This window comes from Moraxella sp. FZLJ2109, assembly GCF_024296965.1.
Classification (GTDB): domain Bacteria; phylum Pseudomonadota; class Gammaproteobacteria; order Pseudomonadales; family Moraxellaceae; genus Moraxella.
Genome location: NZ_CP101112.1, coordinates 1,254,582 through 1,276,662, shown reverse-complemented (window position 1 = coordinate 1,276,662; position 22,081 = coordinate 1,254,582). Strand labels below are relative to the sequence as shown.

Below are 22,081 nucleotides of genomic sequence, written 5' to 3'. Positions count from 1 at the left end.
GTATATCTAGATCCATTCCTCTTGTAGTGGTTCTTTCCAAAGGCATTGTAGGTCTTGCAGGAGTAAATCTGCTGGGGATATTTTGCGTTTGTGTAGCGTACCGTCAGCGACTTCCCAAATCCCATCATTTATCTTATCAGCACCTGCAACTCCTATAACTTTTCCATCTTTAAATGCACAATATGCAATATCTGATACACACTTACCATTTTCAAAAGTTATAATATTTCTTTAACCCACTCATTAACTTGTTTCATTAAATCATATATATCCATTTGTACCACCATTTATAAAACTTTCTTTATTTTATCAACTTGTTCTTCTACTTCTTCCGGATAGTTTTTAACCATATCATCACTTCCTTAATTTTTCATCTTTGCGAGTTCTTATATAAATCTCTTTTCTACCTTTTTCTATAAAATCAGGTCTATTATTTTTAATACCATATACAATAGTTTCTATTGGATAATATTGTTCTACAACATCTTGATATTCCTTTGCTTTTGAAATATCAATATTTCCGTATAATCTTAATATATCTTCTCCAAAAGACACGCCAATTTCTTCTTCACTATCTTCTAGCAAATATATGAAATCACAGTATTCATCTATAATTCCAGAATCTCCAAAATCTATTACACCACATAATCTATTTTCATCATCAAGTAATAAATGATTACAACTAAAATCATTATGGCATAAGCATTTTTTACCATCAAATATAGTTGTACTATTTAATCTTTGCATAAATTCTTCTACATATTGTTTTTCAATATCAGTAAGACTATCATATATTGTTTCTTTAAGTAATTGATATTCTTCTAAAACATTTTGTTTATTGTCTATCGTATATGAACTTATTTCACTATAATCTAAATCGTGCATTTGTCTTAAAAACATAGCAATATCTTGCTTTAATAATTCTTGCTTTTCTTTTGATAAGGCAAAATATATTTCTGGTGTTAAAAAAGTTCCTTTAATTTCTTTATATCCTAAAATAGATAATTCTTCACTTATATATGAATATTCTATATTTGGTATTTTAATATTTGTATTTAATTTTTTGTTTAGAAAATCATATATTGCTTTTTCTTTTTCATACCCTTTTTTCTTATTAGCACTAAATTTGATTTTGAAAACATATTCATTATTTACAATGTATGCTTTGCTGTCATAACCCTCACCAATCAACTTTATACTATCAACAACTATATTGCATTTTTCTTCTATTATCTTTTTTATATCCATTAGTTTTTCTCCTTAAAATCATACACATAAATAATTTCATCATCTACTTTATTTATTCCTCCTGCTTTTTCATAACATTTACAAGCAGAAATATGCCAAGAGTTTTCATTTTCATCAAATACATACCCATCTCTTGACTGTCTAAGACGTTTATTCTGATTCATAATTATCAACCTTTTTTTGAAACTCAATCTGAAGATCTAATAATATCTTGTTAGCTTTTTCTCTTATATAACGTTGATTATAAATATTTCCTGATTTCTCGGATGTATGTCCCATAAGATGTTGTCTCATCTTTGCTTCTTTTTCAGGAGAAATAAAATCTTTATGAGAAGAATCATGATTTACATTTTGATTATTTTTATCCACCTTTCGTGAAAAATCTAAGTTCCATTCATGACGAAAAATATGTGGATGAATAATTGAAAATTTAGAATCTATCTTTTTCATCGTTGGTACAATAACATTATCAAAAGAACTGGTACTAATTGGGTTTCCTTGCGTTTTTCCTTTTCGATGGGTTACAAATAAATATGGATGTTTATTAGCGTTAGGAATCTTAGAGCGATAGTTCATAATATAGTCATTGATAAGTTGAGCTATATTTTGTGAAATAGGAAGTCGCCTTTCTTTCGTTTTACTTACAGCTTGCTTCTTCCTTGTGTCAAATTTATCATCATGCGTTCGTCTAATTGTAATTGAGGATTTAGCTGTTCCTATATCAATAAATGGGATTTGAATTGATAATAGCTCTCCTCTTCTAATCCCTAATTCCTTTAATAAGATAAACATCAAATGGTTTCTTTTTCTAATTCCAATATCTTGAAATGGATTATTAGGATTAGAAAAGTTCGCAATAGACATAAACTCATCTAACAATCCATCAGGTAGCTCACTTTCTGGTTTGATAGATAATGTTTTATGATTTTTAGGTCTTGACTCTTTAATTAACGTAATTTGTTTCATCAATTTTTCAATATATTCATTAGGTACATTAATTACTTTAGATAGAAATAATATGTATTCTGAAAGCGTTGTTAGTCTATTATATTGATGACTAAGAGATACGGCAGAATAAATATCAATAAATTGAGTCCTACCTTTCATTAACACACTTTTTTTTGTATTGATTACATTCTTTCGCTTTTTTACATTTATTCTCATATGTTGGATAAGAGATTCTAATTGGTTTTCTGTTAAGAGTGCTTTGTTATGAATTAGATCGCTAATAACAAGATTATTCTGTTTTTCCCAATTCATTACCCACTGTATAGTTCCCAGCTTATTTCTAATTGTGTTTACTGCGGATTGATTACGTAGTTCTACAGTTACCCATAAGGTTGAATAAAAATCAGGAATACCAGTTTTAACATTAACCAATATAGGAAAACGTTCTCCATTTGAAAAAAGGACTGTTTCTAATCTATGCATATTCATTTAATTTACAAAAATATCATATATAAATACTATCAAATTAAAGATGTTTTGTCAAAATTAATGTAAAAAAAGAGAAGTCTTATTTTATAAGGCTTCTCTCTGGTTTCTACGATGTATTTTTACATAATTTCTGTATATGGAATTCAGAATGGAATATCATCATCGGTGACATTCGCCGCCGGACTGATTACCGCTGCTTGCGGGGCAGGTTTTGGCTGTGCAGGCTGCTGAAACGAGTTATTTTGCGCCATATTATTCTGTGGTGCGCCGCCCATCGACGGCTGACCGAACGCATTATTATCATAACCACCCATTGGCTGTGCCATGCCTTGCTGAGCTTGGTTGTAGCCTTGGTTGTTGAACTGATTGTTATTTGGGTAGCGCGGTTGGTTGTTTTGGTAGCCACGGTTTTGGTTATTATAGCCGCCTTGATTTTGATTGCCATAATTACCTTGATTCATGTAGCCGCCCTGATTGCCTTGATTACCTTGATAATCGCCGCCATTGTTGCGGTTGCCAAGCATCTGCATATTATCCGCGCGAATCTCGGTACTATAACGGTCTTGTCCTGTCTGTGGGTCTTGCCATTTGCGCGTGCGTAGGCTGCCTTCGACATAGACTTGCGAGCCTTTGCGCAAAAAGTCGCGCGCAATCTCAGCAAGGCGATTATTAAACACCACGCGGTGCCACTCTGTCTGCTCGCGCTGCTCGCCTGTGCTGCGGTCGCGCCATCTTTCGCTGGTGGCGATGGAGACTGTGGCGATCATACCGCCGTTATCGAACTGCTTCACTTCTGGGTCGTTACCTAAGTTACCCACAAGAATGACTTTATTTACACTCATGAACATCGTTCCTTAGTTGTTGTTAAAACTGATAAAATTCTTGTAATTTCAATCACTTGGCAAAAATTTCACTCAATGCGCTTATTTGATCAATGCAGCAAATCGTATGCCAAAAATTGCATAAATTTAGTGCATACTTTACGCAATTTAACTCAAAATTGCTAGCGATTTTTGATGGCGTTTACAAATTATTTTGCCGCATCAAGCATCGGTTTTAAAAACCGTCCTGTATGCGATTTATCATCCATCGCCACCGTCTCAGGCGTGCCGACAGCGACGATTTCACCGCCACCGCTACCACCTTCATAACCCAAATCCACGATCCAATCAGCGGTCTTGATGACATCCAAATTATGCTCGATCACCACGACGGTATTGCCCCGATCACGCAAGGTGTGCAAGATGTGCAATAGCTTGGCGATGTCATGAAAATGCAGGCCTGTGGTCGGCTCATCCAAGATGTACAAAGTCTGCCCCGTGTCGCGCTTGGACAGCTCTTTGGCAAGCTTGACGCGCTGCGCTTCACCGCCTGATAAGGTCGTCGCCGACTGCCCAAGGCGGATATAGTCTAGCCCCACTTCGTGTAGCGCCTCAAGTCTGCGATGAATCACTGGAATCGCTTCAAAAAACGCCATCGCTTCTTCGACGGTCATGTCCAGCACATCTGAGATTGATTTGCCTTTATATTTGACTTCCAGCGTTTCGCGGTTGTAGCGTTTGCCATGACAGACATCACACGGCACATACATATCTGGCAAAAAGTGCATCTCAACTTTAATCAAGCCATCGCCCTGACAGGCTTCACAGCGACCGCCTTTGACATTAAAGCTAAACCGCCCTGCCTTATAGCCGCGCGCACGCGCTTCGGGTGTCTGTGTGAACAGGTCGCGAATCAGTGTAAATACGCCTGTATAAGTCGCTGGATTGGAGCGCGGTGTGCGCCCGATCGGGCTTTGGTCGATGTCCACCATTTTATCCAGATGCTCAAGCCCGCTGATTTTGTCGTATTTTTCTGGTGATAAAGTCGTCGCGTTATTGAGCATGGTGGCAGCAAGCGGCATCAAGGTGCGATTGATCAAAGTTGATTTGCCCGAGCCTGACACACCTGTGATACAAGTCATCACACCGATGGGGATGGCCAGATTGACATTTTTTAGATTATTGCCACACGCGCCATCGAGCCTAATGTATAAAGGCTCTTCAGTTGTGGTTTTGCTCTTGCCCTTACCACTTTCGATCAAGGCGGTCTTAGGCATATGGCGCACGCTTGGCACTTCGATGCGGCGCTTGCCTGATAAGTATTCGCCAGTCAATGAGCCTTTGGTCTTGGCGATGTCTTTGGCTGTGCCTTGGGCAACCACACGACCGCCATGCACGCCTGCGCCGATGCCGATGTCGATAATATGATCAGCTTGGCGGATGGCATCTTCGTCATGCTCGACGACGACGACCGTATTGCCCAAATCGCGCAGATGCGTCAAAGTCGAGAGCAGGCGGTCATTGTCGCGCTGATGCAGACCGATGGACGGCTCATCGAGTACATACATCACACCCATCAAGCCTGCACCGATTTGACTTGCCAAACGAATACGCTGCGCTTCACCACCTGACAGTGTCTCGGCACTGCGCGCAAGGGTTAGGTATTCTAGACCCACTTTGGTCAAAAAGCCCAAGCGTTCGCGAATTTCTTTAAAAATCTTATCTGCCACTTCACCTTTTGCGCCACCGATGTGCAGATTTTCATAATACTGCCACGCATCACCGATGGGCATGGTGATGATGTCGCCGATGACTTTATTATCCACTTGCACATGGCGCGCGATGTCGTTTAGGCGCACGCCATCACAGACATTACAGGCGGTATCGGACAGATATTGTGCCAATTCATCACGCACAAGGTTGCTTGTCGTCGTCGCATAACGCCGCTCAAGATAAGGCAAAATCCCTTCAAATGGCACGGTTTTGCTGCTTTTGCGACCATTTTCAAAGACAAAATCAAACTCGATTTTCTCTTTGCCTGAGCCGTGCAAGATGATGTCTTGGTGTTTTTTTGGCAAGTCTTGCCACGCGGTATCCATATCGATGGCAAAGTGGCGACATACGGTGGTCAAAATACCAAAATAATAAGCATGACGCTTATCCCAACCATGAATCGCGCCTTGATTGAGCGACTTCTCAGGGTGAGTAACAATGCGATCAGCGGCGAAATATTGGCGTTTGCCCAGACCATCACAAGCAGGACAAGCACCTGCAGGGTTGTTAAAACTGAACAAGCGCGGCTCAAGCTCACTCACCGCCTTATCACACACAGGGCAAGAATGCTTGGCAGACAGCACCTGCTCATCATCGCCATTGGAATTGCCATCCATATGGCACAAAATAGCAATGTCATTGCCAAGCTTCAATGCCATCTCAAGACTCTCAGCAACGCGATTGCCCAAATCATCTCGCACCTTGAAGCGATCCACCACCACTTCAATGCTGTGCTTTTTATTTTTCTCAAGGCTTGGCAATTCATCGGTATCATAAATCACGCCATCGATGCGCACCTTCGTAAAGCCCTGCGACGGCAACTGCTCAAGCAGCGCGGTATGCTCACCCTTGCGCTCACGCACCACAGGGGCAAGGATCATAAGCTTGGTGTCATTTGGCAGCGCAAGCACGCCATCGACCATCTCGCTCACCGTCTGCGCCACCATCGGCTCGCCGTGCTCAGGGCAATGCGGCGTACCAACGCGCGCGAACAGCAGGCGCAGATAGTCATACACTTCGGTGATCGTGCCGACGGTCGAGCGCGGGTTGTGGTTGGTGGATTTTTGTTCAATAGCAATGGCAGGTGATAAGCCATCGATGCTATCGACATCAGGCTTTTCCATTTGGCTTAGAAACTGGCGCGCATAGGCAGACAGACTCTCGACATAGCGGCGCTGACCTTCGGCGTACAAGGTATCAAAGGCAAGGCTTGATTTGCCCGAGCCTGACAACCCTGTGATGACGACAAATTTATCGCGGGGAATATCGACATCGATGTTTTTAAGATTGTGCGTGCGTGCACCACGGATACTGATTTTGTCGTGTGCCATGAGAGTGCCTTTTGCTTTTTTATTGGGGAATTTTAAAGGCTTATTATAAGGCATTTGCAAGGTGAATTGGGGGATTTTACGGTGAGAAATTGTAACAAAACCAGCCATCAGATTACAAAACAGCCATCGCAACTGCATAAAAATTATGCTACCATGCCAATTGATATTTTTATGAACAATGAGAATTAACGCCATGTTTTTTGTAACTTTTGACACCAAAGATTTTTCGGTAGCATACGCCAGACAAGTGGTCGAACGCATCATTCATTTTGATGATAAGCACAGCATCTTGACCGCTGAACAACGCCAAGAATGCTTGCAAATCCTGCGTCCAACTTTATCAAACAATGAAGCAGAAGTAAAAAAACTGTGCGATCATCTGGTTGATACACTTGTGGTGAAAGACGACAAAGGCGTGATGCGTCGTTTTTATCGTGATAATGAAGCAGGTCTGGTATATTTTGGCGATGAAGAAGGCTGGAAAACCGCCCAAAAACTGCACCGCCACCCTGATCTTGACCCGACACACCTACATCAAGACTGATCCGTGCAGTACCACATCATCTTAGGCGGCTCATTCGATCCTATTCATCATGCGCATCTGCAGATGGCGATGGCAGCGTATGAGCAATTATCCGCGCGGCAGTTACCAGTTACGGTGACGCTCTTACCCACCGCAGGCAATCCTTTTAAGGGTGCGCCCACGCCTGCTGCCCATCGCCTGATCATGATGCGTCTTGCTGCTGCAGGCTTGCCAGTTATCATCGATGAGCGAGAAATCCACGCACCACCGCCTGTGTTTACCATCGATACCGTGCAAGCGTTGCGCGATGAATGCGCCGATGATGTGCTGATTTATCTGATCGGTCAAGACAGTCTCAATAGCCTGCCACGCTGGAAAGGTGGTGATGTACTGCCTGATTTGGTGAAGTTTTGGGCATTTGATCGCGTGGGTGAAGTGCAGCAAGTTGATGATGATATTAAGGTGCGTCTGACCGATGATTTAGATCGGTTTTTATCTTGTGATGGCTTGATTTATCAAGATTCTACGCCAATTGCACAGATGTCATCGAGCCAAATTCGCACACTGATTCGTGATGGCGGTGATGTGACAGCGTATCTGCACCCTGCGGTGATTGAATATATTGGCACACATCAGCTGTACTAAGCCTGCCAAAGTATGTTATACTTACAAGTTTACTGATTTTATATATTTAATTTTATGACTACCCTAACTTTAGAGCAGACCCTAGACCTAGTCGTCGCAACGCTTGACGATCTAAAAGCCAAAAACATCACCACCCTTGAGATCGCGCACCTGACTGAAGTTGCTGAGCGCATCGTGATCTGTGAAGCCACTTCTAAGCGTCATGTTAAAGCCTTGGCAGATAAGCTGGGTGCAGCGACCAAAGAAGCAGGCTTGATGCCGCTTGGTCGCGAAGGTGATAAAGACAGCGACTGGACGCTGGTGGATCTAGGCGCGGTGGTCGTGCATGTGATGACGCCGCAAGCGCGCGAGTTTTATGATCTTGAAGGTCTGTGGTCGTCGCCAGACGCCCTAAAAGCTTTGGCAGTTGCTCCAAAAGACTGATTAAGATAAATGATAAAAAACGCTCAATGTGATATGAACCGCACCCCAAAAGTTAGACCCTAACCTTTGGGGTGTTTTTATGACCAAATACACAATGGACTTTAAACTTGAAGTCATTGATCATTATTTAACAGGACATAGTTACCACAACACAGCCAACTCTTTTGGTATTAAACGCTCTATTGTCCAAAACTGGGTGAGACTCTACCAAACTCATGGTGTTGATGGTATTCGTATCAGAAAGAGCAAAGCTAGTTATTCACCAGAATTCAAACACACTGCAGTATTACAACTACTTGCTGGTAAATCCATACGCACTTTGGCGATTGAATTAAATATCAGCAACCCAAGTGTGTACCGGTACAATATTCCCAGACACCCCATAAGAGGTTATACTACCCCAAACTAGGAGTAATCTCTCATGACAAAACAGCGTAAGCAGTACAGCACTGAGTTTAAACTAGAAATGGTCAAACTCATTGAAGAGCAAAATCAGCGTGTTGTTGATGTTGCTAGGCAATATGATATCGGTAAATCTACTTTAGAAAACTGGCTTAAACGTTATCGTCTTGAACTTCAAGGCAAGCCATTAGCCACAGGTCATGCTCTAACACCAGAACAACGAGAGCTTGAACGACTTCGTAAAGAAAATGCCCAGCTAAGACTTGAGCGAGATATTTTAAAAAAGGCATCCGCTCTATTAGCACAAGACAGCTTACTATCCCGCTAATAGAGCAATTGATGGGGCAATACAGCATCAGTAAAGCAAAGCTGTGTCAGCTATTTGGTATTTGCCGAAGTACTTATTATGTCAAGCAAAAACCAAAACTGCCAACACGTAAAGAGATTAATCTGCGCCTATGGGTAAAACAAGCGTTTGATTGCTCTAAAGGATCGGCAGGCTCTAGAAGTATTGCTGCTATGGTTAGTCGTGCTCATCAGATTAAACTAACACGCTATAAAGCGCGTCAATTAATGAGAGCACAAGGACTCATCAGTCGCCAAAGCATCAAGCATCGCTATCGCTTAGCTGATCAAGCACATACAGCGCATGACAACTTGCTAAAACGGCAGTTTGCACCAGCTGCACCCAATCAAGTATGGGTATCGGATGTGACGTATATTCACACCAAAGCAGGATTTTGTTATTTGGCTGTGGTGATGGATTTATATGCCAGACACATCATTGGCTTTGCCATGAGTGATCATCCAAACAGTGAGCTGACCACCAAAGCATTAACCATGGCTTATACCATACGCTTTCAGCCAACCGGTGTGTTATTTCATTCAGATCAAGGATCTCATTACACCAGTCGCGCCTTTGCTGATGCCGTTGCTAGATGTAAGATGACACACAGTATGAGTAGAAAGGGCAACTGCTGGGATAATGCACCAACAGAGCGTTTCTTTCGAAGTTTTAAATATGAGTGGATGCCAAAACATGGCTATGAGAATATCCAAGAAGCAAAAGTAGACGTGGCAAATTATATCCTTGGCTATTACAGTCAACTCAGACCCCACAGCTTTAATAACTACCTAAGCCCTGTCGAAAAAGAACGACAGTTTTTTAACAAAACCCTCTTAGGGGTTGTTTGAAAATAGTTGACCGGTACAGTGTGCTGTTTCAATGGTTAAAAGCCTATCAAACTCATGGTATCATGGGACTATATCCCAAACCCAAAGGTAGAAAATCTGTGCCTAAAACCAGCAAAGCAAAGCAAACATCCAAACCTGATGAACAAAAGACCCAAGCTGAATTGATTGCTGAATTACAACACTTACGCATGGAGAATGACATCTTAAAAAAGTTAGAAGCCTTGGAGCGTCAGCAAAGAAAAAGCAAATCATCATCAATAAAATCACAGTGATTGATGAGCTAAGGCAGATTTATCCATTAAAACAATTACTGACTTATCTTGGTGTTGCCAAAGCAACCTTTTATTATCACTTAAAGCAATTCAAGCAAAAGGATAAACATCAAGACATCAAAGATGCAATCAAAAAGATATATCACACCCATCAAGGCAGATATGGCTATCGCAGAATCACCCTTGCCTTAAAACAGTTAGGCTTTGTCATCAATCATAAAAAAGTGTGGCGACTGATGAACCAAATGGGACTGAAAGCACGGATTCGCTCTAAACGCAGATTTAGTGCTTATCAGGGTAAGGTGGGTAAAATCGCTGATAATGTACTCAAGCGTGATTTTAAAGCAGATCGACCCAACCAAAAATGGGCGACTGATGTCACTGAGTTTAAAGTGTTGGATAAACAAGGTAATGTCAAAAAGCTTTACTTGTCTCCCATCATGGATTTGTTTAATGGAGAAATTGTTAGCTATCAGATGCACAGTAGCCCAAATTATGGCTTGGTTGCCAAGATGCTTGATCAGGCACTAAAGCGACTGCAAGCAGATGATAATGCTGGCAACGATAGCAGCAAACCACAATTGATTCTGCATTCAGATCAAGGCTGGCACTACCAAATGCAAAATTATCAACAAACCTTAAAAGACAACAACATCATTCAAAGTATGTCAAGAAAGGGCAATTGCTTGGATAATGCGGTGATAGAAAGCTTCTTTGGCACATTAAAAGAAGAAATCTTCTTTCATGACAAACATCAAAGAAGATTTACCTCCATTGATGAGCTTAAACAAGCGATTGATGAGTACATCCATTACTACAATCATGATAGAATAAAGATTAAACTAAAAGGACTAAGTCCTGTAAAATACAGGCGCTTAGTCCTTGACCAAACCACTTAATTTAAACCTAGTCCTTAATCTTAACTTTGTCTAAGATTTGGGGGTCGGTTCAATATTGGGCGTTTTTGTTCATTAAACGATATGCTTACACAACATACCAGTATTTTGGATTTTGTAATTCTAAATCATAAATAAAATGAACTTCATTGAATCAGCACAATCTACACAAGTAACCTTGTCACGCTTACAAGAATTTCGCTCAGGTCAAGCCAAAACAGTGCCAATAGCTACCGCAAAAGCTCGCGGCAAACAAAAGCTGCTTGCCAAAGCAAAATCTATGATTGTAGCTTAAACCTACGCTAGCCGATAATACCACGGATAATGCTTCCCAAAGCCAATCTCAGCCAAATTTGCCAAGATCCGCGCCGTCAAGCCCCATACCACCTGCTCACCTACGCCATCACAGCCAAGCCATGCAGGGGTGCGCAAAATGTATCGCTGATCGCCCACTTGTCGCATCATCTGATGATCGATAGGTGGTGAGAGAATATCAGCAAACGGCAGCCAAAAAATCGCGCCAATCTCATCTTCATTGGCGACCAACTGCCCCATCGCCGCCGCATCGATCGCCATCACCACAGGACGCACAAGTAAGCCTGCACGCGACATCTGCATGGGCAGATAGCCAATCAGCGTCGTATGCACTTCCATCAGTCCCACTTCTTCATGTGCTTCACGCAGTGCTGCAGCACGGCTTGACGCATCCGTCTCATCAACCTTACCACCGACGAACGACACTTCCCCTGCATGACTATTCAAGGTCGCAGCACGCTGCGTCAGCAAAATACGCGGCACAGCTTCATCGGTGATGGCGACCAGCACGCAGGCATCGGGCTTGGGCGTATTCAGACACGCTTGCTCGGATTTGGTGGCAACACTGGCTGAGACCAGCTGATTATCGCCTCTGGATAAAGGCAGCACATCACTGCCGCCATCTTGCCAGTACTGATGAATTTTCTTGGCAAGTGTGGCAAATTGCCCATCGATCGGCGGTGGTGTGTCACGATCGATGAATGACTGCGGTGGTGTGTGGATGGTCGTGTGCATGGCGTTTGTCGGCGCAAATTTTGATTTGTAATTGTGGATTATTTGATTTAAACTAAATCATACCCCTGCAAAAGTCAAGAGCCAAACCATGCCTTATTGCCTACAGTGCGGCACTCAAGCCCAAGAAACCATCCCTGCTGGTGACAGCAAAATCCGCATCGTCTGCCCTGCTTGCGGCTACATTCATTATGACAATCCCAAACTGATCTGCGGCTCACTCGTGCGTCACAAGGACCAAATCCTAATCTGCCGCCGTGCCATTGAACCACAATACGGCAAATGGACGCTGCCCGCTGGCTTTATGGAAATCGGCGAAACCATGCTTGAAGGCGCACTGCGCGAAACCATCGAAGAAGCCGCCGCCATCGCCACCGACGCGCGGCTGTATTGCTTATTTGACATTCCTTATCTGGGGCAAGTGCATGCGATGTATCTATCGACACTGTCTGCCGATGGTCGCTATGGCGTGGGCGTCGAAAGCCTTGAATGCACACTGGTCAATGAAAGGGACATTCCGTGGGATGAGCTTGCATTTCGTACCATTCGCTTGACGCTTGAGCATTTTTTGGCGGATAAGCAAGCCATTATAGATAAAGGGCTTGACCCTGATGATTATGCCAATTATCCACTGCATCAAATCACACTGGATGAGATTGTGGTGGATGAATTGACTTAATGGCATATTAATTTGAGTATTATTATGAAAAATATTGTATTAATCTCTTGTGTATCTAAAAAACTCAACACAAAAGCACAGGCAAAAGATTTATATCAAAGCGCTTTATTTATCAAAAGCTTACAATACGCTCAAGGCTTAAAACCCGATGCCATTTATATTCTATCCGCCAAATATCATTTGCTAAAACTCGATGCAGAGATTAGACCTTATGATCAAACTCTAAGCTCAATGAAAAAAGCCGATAGGCTAACATGGGGCGATGTTGTTGCTGATCAATTATCCAAGGTTGCCGACCTAAAGAATGACCAATTCATCATTCTGGCGGGCAATAAATACATTGAGCCACTACAAAGTCATCTAGAAAACATCCAGCTCCCGTTGCAAGGGCTAAAGATTGGCGAAAGACTCAAATTTTTAACCGGCCATCAAAAACAAGGCTAAAATATGGACTTTGCATTAAAATTACACGAATTATTTAACAAGCAGGCTCGCTACTGCTTTTCCCCTAATGGTAAGCAAACCCATCCTTGCCTCCCCTTTGATGACAAACAAATTCCCAAAAATGGTATTTATATCATTTTTGAAAATGGCGAAACCGTTCAGGGCATGGCTAGAATTGTGCGTGTTGGCACTCATACTGGCAACAACCAATTGCGCTCAAGGCTAAAACAACATTTTATCAATAAGAATAAAAATCGCAGCATCTTCAGAAAAAATATCGGTCGCTGTTTTTTAGCACAAGAAAACCCAGAATATTTGCCTATTTGGGAACTTGACATCACACCAAGACTTGGTAGAGAAGAGAAGCTCAAAAAAATTGATAAAGATTACGAAAATAATCTTGAAGAAAAAATCAGTGAATACATCCAAAACAATCTGTCATTTTGTGTATTTGAAGTGCCAACAAAGGATGATAGACTGTACTGGGAAAGCAAAATCATTTCAACGCTTGCCAAATCAAGTGAAACCAAGCCATCTGACACTTGGCTAGGAAACCATTCCACCAAATTAAAAATCAGACAAAGCGGTCTGTGGCAGGTTAATTCATTGAATAATGAATGCCTGGATAAAGAAGATTTTGAACTACTATCACAATTGGTTCAACAAACCGCAAAACCAAACGAAATGGCGTAAGTGTTGATGTGATATGAATGCTTTGATTTTATGGTGAATTGATAAAAATAACATATCACACACCTTATGGCATGCGATATGTTATTGGTTGCGGTTTTGGATTTATTATCGCAAAATCAAACTTCCAAAATAAAATTAATCGGTCCATCATTTTGGGCGATGACCTGCATATTTGCACCAAACTGCCCTGTAGCAACATTAGGATGCTTACTTTTGGCGTATTCGACCAATTGCTCAAATAATGCACTTGCTAGCGCAGGCGGCATCGCTGGCGCAAAGTCAGGACGGCGACCTTTATCAGTCTTCGCCATCAAGGTAAACTGCGACACAAGCAGCAAGCCACCACCGACATCGGCGACACTTTTATCAAGTTTTCCTAATTTATCCACATCGGTGACATTCTCAAAAATCCGATAAGTCAAAATCTTATCAATCAATCGGCAAGCTGTGCCAAAATCATCATCATGTCCAATGCCGATATAAGCCAATACACCTGCATCAATCGCGCCGATGGTCTGTCCATCGACATCGACCCTAGCAGTAGTGACACGCTGAATTAGGGCTTTCATAGATTTATCCTTTTTATTTTAATTTCAAAATCAAAAATAAAATCCGCTCATCCTGATTTTGTCAAAGGATGGCGGTTTTTTATCATTTATGCCACCACAGGGATTTCCCACCACTGAGTCTGTGGATGATACTTGTGCAGATAGTTTTGTAAATAACGCTTGCTGTCGGTCGCGATCACGGTATCTTGGCTATCATCAGCAAGATTATAAGCGATAGCATGAATAATGATACCTTTATTTTTTAAAATATCTAAAGTAAGTAGCGTGTGATTGATACTGCCAAGCCTGCCTGAAGTCACCACGATCACAGGATAATCGTGCGCTGCGATATGATCAATGGTCAGCACATCGCCCTGTCCATTATTCTGCTCATTATCCAATAATGGCACCATCACACCGCCTGCGCCTTCGAGCAGCACCACCTGATAACGCTTAGCAAGTTCATCGGTGCAGGCGGCAATCTGATCAAGATCAACTGCCACACCATCAAGGCGACTTGCCAGATGTGGTGATGCAGGATAACTTAATAATAGCGGCATGGTCAGCCGTACGCCATCTTGATTGGGCAGATCATCGGGCATCAGCGCCACACTCATCAGCTCTCTGTGCTTGACGATGTCATCACTGATGGTAGCATTGCCTGTCTGCACAAGCTTCTGCGTGATCACCGAAACGCCATCATCCATCAGCCGACGCGCGATCACGCCTGTGGCGATGGTCTTGCCAATGTCAGTATCAATACCCGTCACAAAATAAACGCCTTTCATGGCTTATACCTATAAGTTTTATTAAACAATTAATCTTAAATTTATGATACGATAAATCACGCACGCAGCTTACTTACGCGCGATCACCATCATCGGATGATAAGTCAGCGGCACGCCTTGCTCAGTACTAAGTGACTGATATGCTTGATAAAATTCTTCCAAAGCAGCGCGCGTCCAGTGAAACCCATCACCCGTCGCCGTCACGCCCGTCGCCTTAAGATGTCTTAGCACCGCCATCGGATGCTCAAAATACAGCACCTGCTGCCACTCATCCACCAGTTTGATCTGCCAGCCTTGCGCCGCGACGCATTCTGTCAGCGTATCTTTGGTATAATAGCTCAGCCCCTGCCCTGTCAGCTGCCTGATTTCACTTAGGTTATTCACGCCAAAGGTGCTAAAGGCAAGTATCGCCCCTTGTCGGCTGCTGTGATACAGTTTATTAATTAGATTATCTAATGGATAAATCCACTGTAAACTTGCCCCAGACAGCACCAAATCCACAGTATCAAGCAGCGGCTGCGTGCTGATATCACCGATCAGATAGTGATAATCTGCCTGCGCCATATATCGCGGATTGTCCGTGATGTGCTCGTACAAATCATTCAAAATCAGCGTATTTGCCGTGCAATGGTGAGCAAATTTCTCACTCAACAGACCACTACCACAGCCAATCTCTAGCACCGTATCGTAATGCGTACCACCATACCCCACAAGCTGCGCCACAAGCTTATCCGCCATCTGCGCCTGCACCAGTGCCGCGCCTCGATAGCTGTCATAAGCTTTGGCGAAACGCTGGGCGATGTGTTGGGCAGAGACATTCTTTGGCATATCAATCACTTAGATAAACTTAAAATTCAAGCAATGGTCTTTAGCACTTGGCAAAACTGGGTAAATTCATTATCACCAATGGCAGTATTTAGACAAATACGCAGTCTAGCCTGCCCCACTGGCACGGTCGGTGGTCGCACGCCCAGCACCAAAAATCCCGCCGCCTGCATCTGATCGGCAAGCGCAAGCACGCGATCATTATCATGGACAATCATCGGTACGATCTGACTTGCCGATGGGCAGGCATAGCCCATTGCAGTGATTTGTTCTCTGAGCATCTGACTGCGCTGCTGCAGCTGCGCACGCTCATCACTCATGCCAATGATACGCTCAAGCACAAACTGCGTCCACGCGATATTCAATGGCGGCAGTGCAGTGCTAAAAATCAATGGGCGCATGGTATTGATTAGATAATCTTTAATAATATCATGACAAATCACATAGCCACCGACCGATGCCATTGCCTTGCCAAATGCTCCGACAATCAGCTCAACATCATCAATACAGCCAAACTGCTCAGCACAGCCCAAGCCCATCTCGCCACATACCCCAATCGCGTGCGCTTCGTCGATGTACAGCATGGCTTTGTCATAGCGATTTTTCATCTGCACCAATGCTGGCAAATCAGTGACATCGCCATCCATACTAAAAATACTCTCGGTTAAGATGACGATGCGGTGAATGCTGTCATCGTCTTGGTATTTGGCAAGTAGTTTGTCAAGCTGTGCTAAATTTTGATGTTGATAGCGCACACACTTTGCCCCTGCTGCGGTAGCAAGGCGAATGCCATCGATCATACTGGCGTGCACCAATTTATCCGCCAAAATCATCGTGCCGCCATCACAAATCGCAGGAATGATACCGACATTGGCATGATAACCGCTGTTAAACAGCAAGCAAGCTCGTCCAAACAGCGTGCTCATGCGCTCTTCTAGTGCGGTATAGCTTGTAAAATTGCCTGTCAGAAGCCGTGATGATGACGAAGTCAGCAGTAAGTTTTCGCCATAATTTTTGCTGATTTTATCAATATTATCTAAAAATTCTTCTTGTAATTGACCCTTTTGAGCGATGCCCAGATAATCATTACTGGCAAGATTAACCAGCCGCGTATCTGCCATTTGCACTTGAGATTGATCATGAATCAAAGCGCGAAAAGCACGATGATTGTGCTTGGCTTTGAGCATATCCAGATGATCGCTAAAATGGGCTAAGAGCTTATCATTCATTGAATTTGTATTTTCCTTAATAAATTCATCAGTCCAATTTTAAACCGTTATTTGGTAAATCTTTAATCAATTCAACCAGTTGGCTAAGCAATAATATCAATTCATCATCACTGATGACAAAAGGCGGCATCACATAGACCAGCTTACCAAATGGACGAATCCAAATACCACGAGCAACGCACTGCGTCTGAATCCATGCCATATTCACAGGATGGATCAGCTCCACCACACCAATCGCCCCAAGAACGCGCACATCAGTGACATGGTCAAGATTGATAAGATTGGCTAATTGATCATGGCACATCTGCTCAATGCGACGAACAGCAGCTTGCCAATCGCTATCGAGTAGCAGCTGCGTGCTTGCCAGAGCGGTACGGCACACCAAAGGATTGCCCATAAAAGTCGGACCATGCATGAACACGCCCGCATCGCCGCGACTGATGGTATGAGCGACTTGGCTTGTGGTCAGCACCGCCGACAGCGTCAGATAGCCGCCTGTCAATGCCTTGCCAAGACACAAAATATCAGGCGTGATGTCCGCGTGCTCATAAGCAAATAGCTTGCCTGTACGCCCAAAACCTGTGGCGATCTCATCCAAAATCAAAAGCACGCCATACTCATCGCACAGCTTGCGGATTTCACGCAGATAATTGGGATGATAAAAGCGCATACCGCCTGCACCTTGTACCACAGGCTCGATGATGAACGCGCCGATTTGTTCATGATGCTCCGCAAACGCTGTGCGCACCGCCATCATCTCATCATCGCGCCACGGTTCATCGGGGCGAATCGATGGCGCAGGCACAAAAATCCGCTTAGGTAATGCCGTGCCAAACAGCCCATGCATCCCCGTGACAGGATCGCAGACACTCATGGCATTCCAAGTGTCGCCATGATAGCCTGAGCGCGTGGTGATGATATTGGTTTTGTTAGGTTTGCCAAGCGCGTGCTGATATTGCACCGCCATCTTTAGCGCGACTTCCACCGCTACCGAACCTGTATCAGCGTAGAAAATATGCTGCAAAGGCTTGGCTGTCATCTCAAGCAAGAGCTTACCCAATGCGATCGCAGGCTCATGCGTCAGCCCACCAAACATAATGTGTGACAGCTGCCCGACTTGCTCGGTGATCGCCGCATTGATCACGGGATGATTGTAGCCATGCAGCGCGCACCACCAAGACGACATCCCATCAATCATCACTGTGCCATCAGACAAAGTGATGCGACAGCCGTCCGCGCGAGCCACTTTCAGCGCAGGCAAAGGGTTGATCATCGAAGTATAAGGATGCCACAAATGGGCGGTGTCAAAATCATCCGTGGGTAGCATGGTGGTATCTGTTCGGCAAATAAACACAGATTATAGCATAAGTTCGGCGGTGAGATGGGCGGGAATTGGGGTGGTTTTCAAAGAAAGTCTTGGGGTGGGTTTTGGGCGGATTTGATGAAGGTTTTTTGGAAAAAAAGGCAACAAAAAACCCCTTGAAAGCTAATATTTTCAAGGGGTTTATGGGTTTTTGTACCAGTTTGTCGTTCTTTGCAAATCCTTGCAAAAATCATGTATGGCGGAGACGAAGGGATTTGAACCCTTGATGCGCTATTAACGCATACACACTTTCCAGGCGTGCGCTTTCGACCACTCAGCCACATCTCCAAAGAACCGCTATTATACGGATTTTACGCCCAAATTGCAATCACTCTTAAGCATCAGGCAGCCTTGCCATCCATATCGCCACAGCCAATAATAGCACTGCCACCATGCTAAGCACCCAAAGCGGTGTGCCACCGATCAATAAAATCAGCACCGATACCGTCATCATCGTCCACGCCAAATATTTGGCACGGCGGGGAATGGCACGGCGCGTCTGCCAATCAATAATCATCCGCCCAAAAGTCGGATGCGTAAGCAGATAATCAGAAAATCGCCGCGAGCTTTTGGCGAAACAAAATGCCGCCAATAAAATAAACACCGTCGTCGGCATCACAGGCAGCACCGCACCGATCACGCCCAAAATCAGCGATACCACACCCAGCACAAAGTACATCGCGCGAATCGCTGGATTTTTGGGCAAGGTGGGCGGCGTTGGCATGGTCATGGTATTTCTAAATTTAAGCGTGATGATTGAGCATTTTGGTCTATTGTAGCGGATTTGCCCAAAATTTCTAATCAAAAATTTCAAAATCCATCGTCGGTTTTATTGAATATACGCAATATTTTTCTTCTGTACGCCCCATCGTTCTGTGCTACAATGGGGGCAATTTCATCAGTTTATGGATCGTTATGAGCCTATTTACCCTACTACAAAACATCGTCCCACAACAAGCCTTGAGCGAGCTGGCAGGCAGCCTTGCCAAAAGCCAAAACCCTTATGTCAAAAAAGCCCTAATCCACAGCTTCGCCAAAGCCTACGGCATCACACTCGATGAGTATGAGCGTGGCTCGCTCGATGACTATGCCAGTTTTAATGACTTTTTTACCCGTGAATTAAAAGACAACATCCGCCCGATTGATGGCGATGAGAATAGTATCATCTGCCCTGCTGATGGTACGGTGTCACAAGCAGGCGATATTCACCACCAAGCCATCTTACAAGCCAAAGGCCGTGATTATGAAGTCGGTCAGCTCTTGGCTGATTATGATGATGGTCAGTATTTTATTGATGGCAGTTTTGCGACGATTTATCTAGCACCGAGCAACTATCACCGTGTGCATCTGCCCTTTGATGGCAAGCTGATTGCCACTCGCTATGTACCGGGTACGCTATTTTCGGTGAATAATGCCACAGCCGAGTCAGTACCTGATTTGTTCGCGCGCAATGAACGCTTGGTATGTCTGTTTGAGACTGAGTTTGGTCGTGCTGCGGTGGTACTGGTCGGTGCGATGATTGTAGCGGGCATTGAGTGCGTGGCAACTGGTCAAATTCGCCGTACGCCATACATCCAGTATCGCACGCATGATATGGATATGAAAAAAGGCGATGAGCTTGGCAGATTTTATCTGGGTTCGACAGCGATTGTGGTGTTGCCAAAATCAGCGGACAACACTTGGCTAGATGGCATCACGCACGGTCAAAAAGTGGTGATGGGTCAAGCCATCGGCAAATTGGCATAATTTGGCATCATAAGGATAAATCATGACAGCGGTACTGATTGACACCCTAAAAACCATCGTCGGCAAAGACAATGTCCTAACCCAAGATGGCGATATGCGTTGGTATAATCAAGGGCGACGCTTTGGCAGTGGTAAGGCATTGTGCGTAGTTATTCCTGCGACGCTTTTAGAACAATGGCAAGTGCTAAAAGCCGTGGTTGAAGCCGATTGCATTATCATCATGCAAGCGGCAAATACAGGTTTAACAGGCGGTTCAACGCCCTATGGCGACTATGACCGTCCTGTGGTGATTTTAAGTACTCGTCGTTTAACAGGCATTCAGCCGATTTTAAATGGTGAACAAGTGGTGTGTTTACCGGGGGCAACTTTAGATGCTTTGGAAAAAACGCTTGCACCATTTAACCGTGAACCGCATTCGGTGATTGGCTCGTCCTGTATTGGTGCATCAGTCTTAGGCGGTATATGTAATAATTCGGGCGGTGCACTCGTCCGTCGGGGGCCTGCCTATACCGAACTTGCCCTATATGCCAAAGTCGATGAAAATGGACAATTACAGCTGATTAATCATTTAGGAATTGATTTAGGGGAAACACCTGAAGAAATCCTAACACGATTACAAAATAATGATTACCAAGTGCATGAGTGCTGTCAAAATCACGGACGCACAGCATCTGATAAGCGTTATGCCCACGATGTCCGCCAAGTCGATGCAGACACCCCTGCTCGTTTTAATGCTGACCCAAGCCGATTATTTGAAGCATCAGGTTCGGCAGGTAAAGTGTGTGTGTTTGCGGTGCGTTTAGATACTTTTGAAAAAATTCCTAGCCGAGTATTTTATATTGGCAGTAATGACCATCATGATTTAACCGAAATTCGCCGTTATTTATTAACCGAGTTACCACGCTTGCCGATTGCAGGGGAATATATTCACCGTACCGCCTATGATATTGGGGCAAAATATGGCAAAGATACCTTTTTATTTATTGAAAAATTTGGTACAGCCAAAGTCCCACAGGCCTTTGCTTTAAAAGATAAAGTTGATGGTCTTTGTGAAAAATTACATATGAAAGGACTCACTGACCATACGCTACAAGCCATTACTAGTTTAATGCCTTCACATTTGCCAAAACGTATGAATGAGTTTCGTGATTTATACGAACATCATTTAATTTTACGCATTGAACATCAAGATGTCGAAACGGTCGGACAATTTTTAACAGAATATTTTGCGGGGCATAGCACAGGCAATTATTTCTTATGCGATGATGAAGAAGGTCGCAAGGCATTTTTACACCGTTTTGCGGTTGCAGGAGCGGCAATTCGCTATCGTGATACCCATCGCAATGAAGTGGAAGATATTGTTGCCCTAGACATTGCTTTACGCCGTAATGACCGTGATTGGGTCGAAACTTTGCCTGAAGAGATGGAAAAAAATATTATCCATAAATTGTATTATGGACATTTTATGTGCCATGTGTTCCATCAAGATTATATTGTGAAAAAAGGCATAGACCCGCTGGCAATGGAGCATGAAATGTGGAAATTGTTAGATGAACGTCGTGCAGAGTATCCTGCTGAACATAATGTTGGACATTTGTATGTGGCAAAACCAAGCCTAAAACAGCATTATCAAGCCCTTGACCCAACCAATCAATTTAATGTGGGCATTGGACATACGTCTAAGAAAAAACATTGGGCTTAAATCCACCCATGCAATGTTGCAATAAAAATCACCCGATGGCAATGTAATCGGG

At 43.6% G+C, this 22,081-nt stretch carries 26 protein-coding genes and 1 tRNA gene; 14 read left to right on the top strand and 13 right to left on the bottom strand.

Annotation, left to right across the window (positions count from 1 at the left end):
* Positions 1-354 precede the first annotated feature (354 nt).
* The 5 genes from NKU06_RS05830 to uvrA all read right to left on the bottom strand — a co-directional run bounded on the left by NKU06_RS05830 (position 355) and on the right by uvrA (position 6,610).
* A complete protein-coding gene (locus NKU06_RS05830) occupies positions 355-1,248 on the bottom strand; it encodes an aminoglycoside O-phosphotransferase APH(2'')-If (protein ID WP_021424053.1) in 894 nt (297 codons plus the stop codon).
* Positions 1,248-1,412: a hypothetical protein gene (locus NKU06_RS05825; RefSeq protein WP_162857400.1), complete on the bottom strand. Its 165-nt coding sequence runs from the start codon at positions 1,410-1,412 to the stop codon at positions 1,248-1,250. Before NKU06_RS05825 ends, NKU06_RS05830 begins: the two co-directional genes overlap by 1 nt.
* The gene (locus tag NKU06_RS05820) at positions 1,399-2,685 is read right to left on the bottom strand and encodes a site-specific integrase (RefSeq protein WP_254729394.1); all 1,287 of its coding nucleotides are present in this window, start codon (positions 2,683-2,685) and stop codon (positions 1,399-1,401) included. The genes NKU06_RS05825 and NKU06_RS05820 overlap by 14 nt, the downstream gene beginning before the upstream one ends.
* 143 nt (positions 2,686-2,828) lie before the next feature.
* Positions 2,829-3,527: a single-stranded DNA-binding protein gene (gene ssb / locus NKU06_RS05815; RefSeq protein WP_305884393.1), complete on the bottom strand. Its 699-nt coding sequence runs from the start codon at positions 3,525-3,527 to the stop codon at positions 2,829-2,831.
* Positions 3,528-3,715: 188 nt separating this feature from the next.
* Positions 3,716-6,610, bottom strand: a complete 2,895-nt coding sequence (gene uvrA, locus NKU06_RS05810) for an excinuclease ABC subunit UvrA (RefSeq protein ID WP_254729390.1) — start codon at positions 6,608-6,610, stop codon at positions 3,716-3,718.
* A 193-nt stretch (positions 6,611-6,803) separates the two neighbouring features.
* On the opposite strand from uvrA, the gene NKU06_RS05805 reads away from it, so the two are divergent.
* From NKU06_RS05805 to NKU06_RS05765, 9 genes are all read left to right on the top strand, one after another.
* Entirely contained in the window at positions 6,804-7,154 is a 351-nt protein-coding gene (locus tag NKU06_RS05805) for a hypothetical protein (protein WP_254729388.1), read from the top strand.
* Positions 7,155-7,157: 3 nt separating this feature from the next.
* Positions 7,158-7,778 carry a nicotinate (nicotinamide) nucleotide adenylyltransferase gene (gene nadD, locus NKU06_RS05800; RefSeq protein WP_254729387.1) on the top strand — a complete coding sequence of 207 codons (621 nt, stop codon included), beginning with the start codon at positions 7,158-7,160 and terminating at the stop codon, positions 7,776-7,778.
* Positions 7,779-7,832: 54 nt separating this feature from the next.
* Positions 7,833-8,201: a ribosome silencing factor gene (gene rsfS / locus NKU06_RS05795; RefSeq protein WP_253224335.1), complete on the top strand. Its 369-nt coding sequence runs from the start codon at positions 7,833-7,835 to the stop codon at positions 8,199-8,201.
* 79 nt (positions 8,202-8,280) lie between these two features.
* Positions 8,281-8,610, top strand: a complete 330-nt coding sequence (locus tag NKU06_RS05790; protein ID WP_254729386.1) for a helix-turn-helix domain-containing protein — start codon at positions 8,281-8,283, stop codon at positions 8,608-8,610.
* Positions 8,611-8,622: 12 nt separating this feature from the next.
* On the top strand, positions 8,623-8,931 hold the full coding sequence (locus NKU06_RS05785) for a transposase (protein WP_254729037.1): 309 nt from the start codon (positions 8,623-8,625) through the stop codon (positions 8,929-8,931).
* Positions 8,892-9,797 carry an IS3 family transposase gene (locus NKU06_RS05780; protein WP_371928038.1) on the top strand — a complete coding sequence of 302 codons (906 nt, stop codon included), beginning with the start codon at positions 8,892-8,894 and terminating at the stop codon, positions 9,795-9,797. The genes NKU06_RS05785 and NKU06_RS05780 overlap by 40 nt, the downstream gene beginning before the upstream one ends.
* Positions 9,794-10,069 carry a hypothetical protein gene (locus NKU06_RS05775; protein WP_254729385.1) on the top strand — a complete coding sequence of 92 codons (276 nt, stop codon included), beginning with the start codon at positions 9,794-9,796 and terminating at the stop codon, positions 10,067-10,069. Before NKU06_RS05780 ends, NKU06_RS05775 begins: the two co-directional genes overlap by 4 nt.
* The gene (locus NKU06_RS05770; protein WP_371928037.1) at positions 10,045-10,968 is read left to right on the top strand and encodes an IS3 family transposase; all 924 of its coding nucleotides are present in this window, start codon (positions 10,045-10,047) and stop codon (positions 10,966-10,968) included. The genes NKU06_RS05775 and NKU06_RS05770 overlap by 25 nt, the downstream gene beginning before the upstream one ends.
* Positions 10,969-11,104: 136 nt before the next feature.
* On the top strand, positions 11,105-11,260 hold the full coding sequence (locus tag NKU06_RS05765) for a hypothetical protein (protein ID WP_253224336.1): 156 nt from the start codon (positions 11,105-11,107) through the stop codon (positions 11,258-11,260).
* A 2-nt stretch (positions 11,261-11,262) separates the two neighbouring features.
* Here the strand turns inward: NKU06_RS05765 and NKU06_RS05760 are convergent, their stop codons facing one another.
* Positions 11,263-12,015 (bottom strand): CoA pyrophosphatase, encoded by a 753-nt coding sequence (locus tag NKU06_RS05760; protein WP_254729384.1) that lies wholly within the window; start codon positions 12,013-12,015, stop codon positions 11,263-11,265.
* Positions 12,016-12,103: 88 nt separating this feature from the next.
* On the opposite strand from NKU06_RS05760, the gene NKU06_RS05755 reads away from it, so the two are divergent.
* Genes NKU06_RS05755 through NKU06_RS05745 form a run of 3 tightly spaced genes read left to right on the top strand, consistent with a single transcriptional unit; the run spans position 12,104 to position 13,828 of the window.
* Positions 12,104-12,691 (top strand): NUDIX hydrolase, encoded by a 588-nt coding sequence (locus tag NKU06_RS05755; protein WP_254729383.1) that lies wholly within the window; start codon positions 12,104-12,106, stop codon positions 12,689-12,691.
* Between the two features lie 12 nt (positions 12,692-12,703).
* On the top strand, positions 12,704-13,135 hold the full coding sequence (locus NKU06_RS05750; RefSeq protein ID WP_254729382.1) for a DUF6884 domain-containing protein: 432 nt from the start codon (positions 12,704-12,706) through the stop codon (positions 13,133-13,135).
* Between the two features lie 3 nt (positions 13,136-13,138).
* Positions 13,139-13,828, top strand: coding sequence for a hypothetical protein (locus NKU06_RS05745; RefSeq protein WP_254729381.1), 690 nt, complete (start codon positions 13,139-13,141; stop codon positions 13,826-13,828).
* 116 nt (positions 13,829-13,944) lie between these two features.
* Here NKU06_RS05745 and dtd read toward each other — a convergent pair whose 3' ends face one another.
* The 7 genes from dtd to NKU06_RS05710 all read right to left on the bottom strand — a co-directional run bounded on the left by dtd (position 13,945) and on the right by NKU06_RS05710 (position 19,305).
* Positions 13,945-14,397, bottom strand: a complete 453-nt coding sequence (gene dtd / locus NKU06_RS05740; RefSeq protein ID WP_253224341.1) for a D-aminoacyl-tRNA deacylase — start codon at positions 14,395-14,397, stop codon at positions 13,945-13,947.
* Between the two features lie 86 nt (positions 14,398-14,483).
* On the bottom strand, positions 14,484-15,164 hold the full coding sequence (gene bioD, locus NKU06_RS05735; RefSeq protein ID WP_253224342.1) for a dethiobiotin synthase: 681 nt from the start codon (positions 15,162-15,164) through the stop codon (positions 14,484-14,486).
* Between the two features lie 69 nt (positions 15,165-15,233).
* Entirely contained in the window at positions 15,234-15,992 is a 759-nt protein-coding gene (bioC, locus tag NKU06_RS05730) for a malonyl-ACP O-methyltransferase BioC (protein WP_254729380.1), read from the bottom strand.
* Positions 15,993-16,018: 26 nt separating this feature from the next.
* Positions 16,019-17,218: an 8-amino-7-oxononanoate synthase gene (locus NKU06_RS05725; protein ID WP_254729379.1), complete on the bottom strand. Its 1,200-nt coding sequence runs from the start codon at positions 17,216-17,218 to the stop codon at positions 16,019-16,021.
* A gap of 28 nt (positions 17,219-17,246) precedes the next feature.
* On the bottom strand, positions 17,247-18,545 hold the full coding sequence (gene bioA, locus NKU06_RS05720; RefSeq protein WP_254729377.1) for an adenosylmethionine--8-amino-7-oxononanoate transaminase: 1,299 nt from the start codon (positions 18,543-18,545) through the stop codon (positions 17,247-17,249).
* Between the two features lie 233 nt (positions 18,546-18,778).
* Positions 18,779-18,869 (bottom strand) — tRNA-Ser (locus tag NKU06_RS05715).
* A gap of 46 nt (positions 18,870-18,915) precedes the next feature.
* Complete coding sequence (locus NKU06_RS05710; RefSeq protein WP_371923541.1) at positions 18,916-19,305, bottom strand: YbaN family protein; 390 nt, start codon at positions 19,303-19,305, stop codon at positions 18,916-18,918.
* A gap of 191 nt (positions 19,306-19,496) precedes the next feature.
* On the opposite strand from NKU06_RS05710, the gene asd reads away from it, so the two are divergent.
* Both asd and dld read left to right on the top strand, forming a co-directional pair.
* Positions 19,497-20,327, top strand: coding sequence for an archaetidylserine decarboxylase (gene asd, locus NKU06_RS05705; protein ID WP_254729375.1), 831 nt, complete (start codon positions 19,497-19,499; stop codon positions 20,325-20,327).
* Between the two features lie 22 nt (positions 20,328-20,349).
* Positions 20,350-22,029, top strand: a complete 1,680-nt coding sequence (dld, locus tag NKU06_RS05700; protein WP_254729372.1) for a D-lactate dehydrogenase — start codon at positions 20,350-20,352, stop codon at positions 22,027-22,029.
* The last annotated feature ends 52 nt before the right edge of the window (positions 22,030-22,081 follow it).

Coding starts and splice junctions, on each gene's coding strand:
- dtd (WP_253224341.1), bottom strand. CDS start 14,397: ATGAAAGCCCTAATTCAGCGTGTCACTACTGCTAGGGTCGATGTCGAT.
- NKU06_RS05725 (WP_254729379.1), bottom strand. CDS start 17,218: ATGAATGATAAGCTCTTAGCCCATTTTAGCGATCATCTGGATATGCTC.
- NKU06_RS05710 (WP_371923541.1), bottom strand. CDS start 19,305: ATGCCAACGCCGCCCACCTTGCCCAAAAATCCAGCGATTCGCGCGATG.
- NKU06_RS05785 (WP_254729037.1), top strand. CDS start 8,623: ATGACAAAACAGCGTAAGCAGTACAGCACTGAGTTTAAACTAGAAATG.
- ssb (WP_305884393.1), bottom strand. CDS start 3,527: ATGAGTGTAAATAAAGTCATTCTTGTGGGTAACTTAGGTAACGACCCA.
- rsfS (WP_253224335.1), top strand. CDS start 7,833: ATGACTACCCTAACTTTAGAGCAGACCCTAGACCTAGTCGTCGCAACG.
- NKU06_RS05760 (WP_254729384.1), bottom strand. CDS start 12,015: ATGCACACGACCATCCACACACCACCGCAGTCATTCATCGATCGTGAC.
- NKU06_RS05820 (WP_254729394.1), bottom strand. CDS start 2,685: ATGAATATGCATAGATTAGAAACAGTCCTTTTTTCAAATGGAGAACGT.
- NKU06_RS05755 (WP_254729383.1), top strand. CDS start 12,104: ATGCCTTATTGCCTACAGTGCGGCACTCAAGCCCAAGAAACCATCCCT.
- asd (WP_254729375.1), top strand. CDS start 19,497: ATGAGCCTATTTACCCTACTACAAAACATCGTCCCACAACAAGCCTTG.
- dld (WP_254729372.1), top strand. CDS start 20,350: ATGACAGCGGTACTGATTGACACCCTAAAAACCATCGTCGGCAAAGAC.
- bioC (WP_254729380.1), bottom strand. CDS start 15,992: ATGCCAAAGAATGTCTCTGCCCAACACATCGCCCAGCGTTTCGCCAAA.
- NKU06_RS05825 (WP_162857400.1), bottom strand. CDS start 1,412: ATGAATCAGAATAAACGTCTTAGACAGTCAAGAGATGGGTATGTATTT.
- NKU06_RS05805 (WP_254729388.1), top strand. CDS start 6,804: ATGTTTTTTGTAACTTTTGACACCAAAGATTTTTCGGTAGCATACGCC.
- uvrA (WP_254729390.1), bottom strand. CDS start 6,610: ATGGCACACGACAAAATCAGTATCCGTGGTGCACGCACGCACAATCTT.
- bioD (WP_253224342.1), bottom strand. CDS start 15,164: ATGAAAGGCGTTTATTTTGTGACGGGTATTGATACTGACATTGGCAAG.
- NKU06_RS05790 (WP_254729386.1), top strand. CDS start 8,281: ATGACCAAATACACAATGGACTTTAAACTTGAAGTCATTGATCATTAT.
- NKU06_RS05765 (WP_253224336.1), top strand. CDS start 11,105: ATGAACTTCATTGAATCAGCACAATCTACACAAGTAACCTTGTCACGC.
- NKU06_RS05745 (WP_254729381.1), top strand. CDS start 13,139: ATGGACTTTGCATTAAAATTACACGAATTATTTAACAAGCAGGCTCGC.
- bioA (WP_254729377.1), bottom strand. CDS start 18,545: ATGCTACCCACGGATGATTTTGACACCGCCCATTTGTGGCATCCTTAT.
- NKU06_RS05830 (WP_021424053.1), bottom strand. CDS start 1,248: ATGGATATAAAAAAGATAATAGAAGAAAAATGCAATATAGTTGTTGAT.